This window comes from Paenibacillus foliorum (assembly GCF_013141765.1).
GTDB classification, from domain to species: Bacteria; Bacillota; Bacilli; order Paenibacillales; family NBRC-103111; genus Paenibacillus_S; species Paenibacillus_S foliorum.
On sequence record NZ_WHOD01000025.1, the window covers coordinates 1 to 1,288 of the forward strand.

Here is a 1,288-nt window from a genome sequence, read left to right on the forward strand (position 1 = left end):
AGAGGATGAAAATGGAAAAGCCGTCAATACTGCTACTACGGCTGGGAGAGGAAGGTCGATCAACTATGGTGCGTTAGAGCCCATCCGTTAGTCTGACTCCGACAACCACGGTGCATCACAGAATGTCGCTCCCTTTGGGAAGCACTTATGGTAGATTAATCCTATTTTGGTTGTTGCACCAGCTCCAATGTTAGAGCCGTAGAAAGGATACTTTCAATGGATATTCTCATTGAACGTGCATGTGGTTTGGATGTTCATAAAGACTCTATTACTGCATGCGTGATGACACCAGAAGGAAAGGAGATTTGTACGTTTTCTACTAAAACAGTCTTTCTATTACAGTTAATTGACTGGATTAAAAAACATGGATGTACTCACGTAGCAATGGAAAGCACCGGAGTATTTTGGAAACCAATTGTTAACCTATTAGAAGCTGAAGACATTGAGTTTCTAGTCGTTAATGCCCAACATATGAAGGCGCTACCAGGACGTAAAACGGATGTCAAAGATGCTGAATGGATTGCCAAACTGCTTCGCCATGGACTACTGAAAGCGAGTTTCATTCCCAACCGAAATCAACGAGAACTCCGAGAGCTTGTTCGTTATCGCCGGAGCATCATTGAAGAACGAGCGAGACAACATAATCGGATTCAAAAAGTGCTAGAAGGTGCAAACATTAAGCTTGGCTCTGTGGTTTCAGATATTATGGGCGTCTCATCTAAGGATATGCTCCATGCCATCGCAGACGGCGAAGATGACCCGGAGAAGTTAGCAAGCTTCGCTCGGCGAACTATGAAAAAGAAAAAAGAAGAACTCGAACTCGCTCTTCGAGGTTATGTTAATCCTCATCAACGCATTATGCTCAAAACCATTTTAACTCACATTGACTTCCTCACCGAACAAATTGAAATGTTAGATCAAGAGGTTGCACAGAGAGTCAATTCATACCAGGAAGATGTAGAGCGATTAGATTCTATACCTGGAATTGCTACTCGAATGGCTGAACAAATACTAGCTGAAATAGGAACAAATATTAAATACCAATTTCCAAGTGCGGCCCACTTGTGTTCTTGGGCAGCTTTAGTACCCGGACATAATGAGAGCGCAGGTAAAAGAAAGTCTTCAAAAGGAAAAAAAGGAAACAAATATTTAAAATCTGCATTAATAGAAGCCGCACATTCTGTAGGTGCTTCTAAAAACTATCTTGGTGCTATGTACAGACGTACATTAGCACGAAAAGGCAGGAAAAGAGCTGCTATTGTAGTGGCCCATGCCATGCTAAGAATCG

At 42.2% G+C, this 1,288-nt stretch carries 1 protein-coding gene; it reads left to right on the forward strand.

Features of this window, described 5'->3' with window-relative positions:
* Window positions 1–216 precede the first annotated feature (216 nt).
* On the forward strand, window positions 217–1,288 hold a 1,072-nt coding region (locus tag GC093_RS06800; protein ID WP_171651123.1), incomplete at its 3' end, for an IS110 family RNA-guided transposase.